Here is a 4,702-nt window from a genome sequence, read left to right as displayed (position 1 = left end):
AACGCAGCCGCGTAACCCCCGAGAGATTTACGCAGATGACCACTTAGCCCCGGGCGGCGTGCTGGTCAGCTACGCCTCCATGGGCCGGCCAGGACACGTGCTGGCCGACACTGTCCGCGGCGCGCTGCGCAACAGAATGCCGAACCTGCTGCCTGGCAAGCGCACGGCCCTCTGCACGCTGCCCCGGGAGATCTCCGCGGACCGTTCTGACCCCGGTTGCCATAGTGATGAACATATGTTTACTATAGTAAACGTGTGTTCATCACCTTCGGCGGATCTGACCGCCCAGGCCAAGATCCGTAACGCCGCCATCGCGCACTTCGCCCGCGACGGCTTCCAGAAGACGAACCTGCGCGCCATCGCGGCCACCGCGGGGGTGAGCGCCGCCCTGGTCATCCGGCACTTCGGCAGCAAGGACAACCTGCGGAGCGTCTGCGACGAGCACGTCCTGCAGATCCTGGTGAGGAGGGCCCGGACTGCGGCTGACCTGGTCGGCGTGCGGGATCTGTCCCAGGAATACCTGTCGGGCTCGGAGGAGTACCGCCTCCATGTGCAGTACATGGTGCGCGCGATCGAGGAGGACTCCTCCGCGGCCACCACGTTCGTCAACACGCTGGTGGAGGAGACCGAGCAGCTCTTCCGGGACGGGATCGCCGGCGGCTCGATGCGCCAGTCCTCCGACGTGCGGGCGCTGGCCGTGCTCACCGTGCTGGTGAGCCTGGCCACGCTGACCATGGCGCCGCCCCTGACCCGCGCGCTCGGCTTCGAGCGGATGGGCCCCGACGTGCTGCGGCGCATCGGGCTGCCCATGCTCGAGATCTACACCCACGGCTTGTACGCCGACGACACCATGCTCAAAGCCGCCCAGACCGCCTGGGAGGCCCATCAGGGAGACGATCTCTAGCCCTCTCCCCATCACCACACAAGGACATCCATGATGACTGAGACTGATGCCATTTCCATGGCCGGATTGGTCAAGTCGTTCGGCCCGGCACGGGCACTGAACGGCCTCGACCTCGTCGTACGGACCGGCGAGGTGCACGGCTTCCTCGGGCCCAACGGCGCGGGCAAGAGCACCACGATCCGGATCCTGCTGGGCCTGATGCGCCCCGACGCGGGCGCCGCCCGGCTGCTCGGCGGCGACCCCTGGACACAGACCGCTGAGCTGCACCGCCGCCTGGCCTACGTGCCCGGCGACGTCACCCTGTGGCCCGGCCTGTCCGGCGGTGAGGCCATCGACCTGCTCGGCCGGCTGCGCGGCGGGCTTGACCGGCGGCGCCGGGACGAGCTGATCGAGCGCTTCGACCTCGACCCGCGTAAGAAGGGCCGCACCTACTCCAAGGGCAACCGCCAGAAGGTGGCCCTGGTCGCGGCTCTGGCCTCCGACGCCGAGCTGCTCATCCTCGACGAGCCCACCTCCGGCCTGGACCCGCTGATGGAGGAGGTCTTCCGGCAAACGGTCCAGGAAGTGCGGCGCGCGGGTGACCGTACGGTGCTGCTGTCCAGCCACATCCTCTCCGAGGTCGAGGCGCTGTGCGACCGCGTCACGATCATCCGCGACGGCCGTACCGTCGAAACCGGCACCATGGCCGAGCTGCGGCACCTCACCCGCACCTCCATCGACGCCGAACTGGCCGCCCCACCGGACGGGCTGGCCGGCCTGCCGGGTGTGCACGGCCTGCGCGCCGACGGCGGCCGGGTACGCTTCAGCGTCGACGCCGCCGCGCTGGACCTCGCACTTCGCCACCTCACCCAGGCCGGCGTGCGCAGCCTGGTCAGCCAGCCTCCGACGCTGGAGGAGCTGTTCCTGCGGCACTACGACCGCGCGACCGCGAACGTCAAGGGCCGGCACGCGGAGGCAGGACGATGAACGCGTTCGCCGGCACGGGAAAGCTCATCCGCGTGGTGCTGCGGCGCGATCGTGTGCTGCTGCCGCTGTGGGTGGCCTTCATCTGCATGATCCCGGTGGTGTTCGTCGGCGCGTTCACCGGCGCGTACCCCACGGCCGAGGCCCGTCAGCACTACTACGAGACCAGCGTCCACACCAGGGCCTTCACCATCGCCTACGGCGTGCTGAACGGCTCCAGCCTCGGCGAGCTCGTCGCCTGGCGGTCGGGGTTCGTGACGTTCATGGTCGCGCTGTTCGCGCTGCTCACGGTCATCCGGCACACGCGTACGGAAGAAGAGGCCGGACGGCGCGAACTGGTCGGGGCGACCGCGGTGGCGCGGCACGCGAACCTGGCCGCCACTCTGATCGTCACCTGCGGGGCCGCCCTCGTCCTGGGCGTGGCCTCGGCGCTGGCGCTGATCGGCCAGGGCCTGCCCGCCGCCGGCTCCCTGGCGCTCGGACTCGGGTTCACGGTGGCCGCCTGCGCGTTCGCCTCGATCGGCGCGGTGACGGCGCAGCTCACGACCGGCGCGGGCGGCGCGCGCGCCATCGGGATCAGCACGCTCGGCGCCGCGATCCTGCTGCGCGGCGTCGGCGACGTCGCCGCGCAGTCCGGTGACGGGCCTGCCTGGGTGTCCTGGATGACGCCGCTCGGCTGGGCGGAGGCGCTGCGGCCCTACAGCGGCGAACGCTGGTGGGTGCTCGCGCTCGCGGCCGGCGCCGTGCTGGCGCTGATCGTGCTGGCCGTGGCGCTGTCGGATCGGCGCGACCTCGGCGCCGGCATGTTCCAGGCCCGCCTGGGCCCGGCCGCCGCCGAACCCCGCCTGCGCAGCCCGCTGGCGCTGGCCTGGCGGCTGCACCGCGGGCCGCTGATCAGCAGGATCGCCGGACTCGCCGTGGTCGGGCTCGTGGGCGGCGCGATGTCGGCGAGCCTTGGGACGCTGATGGACAACGGCGGCGCCGCGGCCCGAGAGGCGCTGGCCCGGCTCGGCGGTCCCGGCACGCTCGTCGACCAGTTCCTCGCCCCCATGATGACCATGCTCGGCCTGGTCAGCGCCTGCTTCGCCATCCAGGCCGCGCTGCTGCTCAGGAACGAAGAGCGCGACGGGCGGGCCGAGCCCCTGCTGGCCACCCCGGTGCGCCGGCTGCGCTGGGCGGGCAGCCACTTCGCGTTCATACTGCTCGGCCCGGCGCTCGGGTTGATCGCCTTCGGGACGGCCGCCGGTCTGGCGCACGGACTCAACACCGGCGACGTCGCCCGTGAGCTGTCCCGCCTCCTAGCCGCCGCTCTCGTGCAACTCCCTGTGGTGTGGGTGTTCACCGGGGTCGCGTTCGCGCTGTTCGGGCTGCTGCCTCGGCTGGTCGCCGGCACGTTCGCGGTGGCCATGGTGAGCATGTTGTTCGGCTGGGTCGGCCTGGAGTTGCAGCTCGACCAGTGGGTCATCGACCTGTCGGTCTTCGAGCACGTACCGAAACTTCCCGGCGGGGTCATGACGGCCACCCCACTGATCGTCATGACCGCCGTCGCGGCGGCCCTCGTCGCGGCCGGCCTGGCCGGATTCACCCGACGCGACATGCCCACCATCTGAGCCTGGAGGACATCATGGGAGTGACCCTTCCTACACTGACCCCGCTGCAGGAAACCCTGTGGGTGACGCTGTGCGGCCGGGCGCTCGACAGCCGCCTGCCAAGCCCCATACTCGGCGACCGCATGGCCTACGAGATCATCCACAAGACCGGCTACGACCACCGCAAACTCCGCTGGAGCGCGGCCTCGGCCATCGACGTCGCCCAGCGCGCCAAGAAACTGGACGAGATCGCGCAGCGGTTCATCGCCCGCCACCCCGACGCGATCGGCATCGACCTGGGAGCCGGCCTCGACACCCGAGCCCTCCGCATCGACCCTCCATCGACAGCGGACTGGTACGACGTCGACCTTCCCGAGGTCGTGGACGCCCGGCACCGGATCATCCCGGAGCGGCCGCACACGCACACCATCGGCGCGGACCTGACCGAGCCCGGCTGGCTGGAGGCGCTGCCCGCCGACCGTCCCGCCGTGATCGTCGCCGACGGCGTGCTGCCCTTCCTCTCCCAGGAAGAGATGATCACGCTGCTGGACCGTCTCACCAGCCATTTTCCCAGTGGGGAGATCGCGTTCAACGTCTACACCCGATTCACCGTCTGGGCCGCGAGACACTACTCCGGCAGCCGGTTCCTGGTCCCCCTCTTCAAGTCCCCCGGCTTCGACCGCCTCGACCCCGTACGGTGGAACCCGCGACTGACCCTGATCCGGCACATCCTGCTCACCCGGGAGCCCGAGGTCGACCAGTTCCCGACGGCCCTGCGCCTGTGGACCCGCCTGTCGGCGCTCAGCGCGGCCTTCTCCAGGCTGGGCACCACGGTCGCGCACTACCGTTTCTGACGATTCCGGCCGGCGACTCACGCCGGGGTCGGGCATCCCGTCTTCTAGTTGTTCGCACAGCGGGTACAGCAACACCGCGTGAGGAACATGCGAGTTCCTGCCGTGCAAGGATCTGAACGCCTGGCAACTATTCGTGGAGACGGCCGGCCCATGCAGCGCTTGCAGCCGCCAGCCCGCACGGATTCAGCCGAAGCGACGACAGTTCAAGGCACCCGTTGGAACCGTGTCGAATGCCTCCGCCATCACCTTCCGAGACCACCGGCAGGGGAAGGTGGATGGTGCCGGGCTTGTATCGGTTTGCTGGAGTCCACACACCCAGCCGTCGAGGCAGCACGCCGCCCGGGGCTAAGTGGTCATCTGCGTAAATCTCTCGGGGGTTACGCGGCTGCGTC

General features: G+C 70.1%; 4 protein-coding genes. All 4 read left to right on the top strand.

Features of this window, described 5'->3' with window-relative positions; translation table 11 throughout:
* The first annotated feature begins 253 nt into the window (after positions 1–253).
* From ACGFJ2_RS59275 to ACGFJ2_RS59260, 4 genes are read left to right on the top strand one after another with little or no spacing between them, the layout of a single operon-like run.
* On the top strand, positions 254–904 hold the full coding sequence (locus ACGFJ2_RS59275) for a TetR family transcriptional regulator (RefSeq protein ID WP_358207667.1): 651 nt from the start codon (positions 254–256) through the stop codon (positions 902–904).
* A 30-nt stretch (positions 905–934) separates the two neighbouring features.
* Entirely contained in the window at positions 935–1,870 is a 936-nt protein-coding gene (locus ACGFJ2_RS59270) for an ATP-binding cassette domain-containing protein (RefSeq protein WP_393484305.1), read from the top strand.
* On the top strand, positions 1,867–3,477 hold the full coding sequence (locus ACGFJ2_RS59265; RefSeq protein WP_393484302.1) for an ABC transporter permease: 1,611 nt from the start codon (positions 1,867–1,869) through the stop codon (positions 3,475–3,477). Before ACGFJ2_RS59270 ends, ACGFJ2_RS59265 begins: the two co-directional genes overlap by 4 nt.
* Positions 3,478–3,491: 14 nt before the next feature.
* Positions 3,492–4,310 (top strand): class I SAM-dependent methyltransferase, encoded by an 819-nt coding sequence (locus ACGFJ2_RS59260; protein WP_393484300.1) that lies wholly within the window; start codon positions 3,492–3,494, stop codon positions 4,308–4,310.
* Positions 4,311–4,702 lie beyond the last annotated feature (392 nt).

Source organism: Nonomuraea sp. NPDC049028 (assembly GCF_043197735.1).
Lineage (GTDB): Bacteria > Actinomycetota > Actinomycetes > Streptosporangiales > Streptosporangiaceae > Nonomuraea.
This window is presented reverse-complemented; position numbering and strand designations above follow the sequence as displayed.

Excerpts from the sequence above, each read along its gene's own strand:
- ACGFJ2_RS59265 (WP_393484302.1), top strand. The coding sequence starts at position 1,867 with ATGAACGCGTTCGCCGGCACGGGAAAGCTCATCCGCGTGGTGCTGCGG.
- ACGFJ2_RS59270 (WP_393484305.1), top strand. The coding sequence starts at position 935 with ATGATGACTGAGACTGATGCCATTTCCATGGCCGGATTGGTCAAGTCG.
- ACGFJ2_RS59260 (WP_393484300.1), top strand. The coding sequence starts at position 3,492 with ATGGGAGTGACCCTTCCTACACTGACCCCGCTGCAGGAAACCCTGTGG.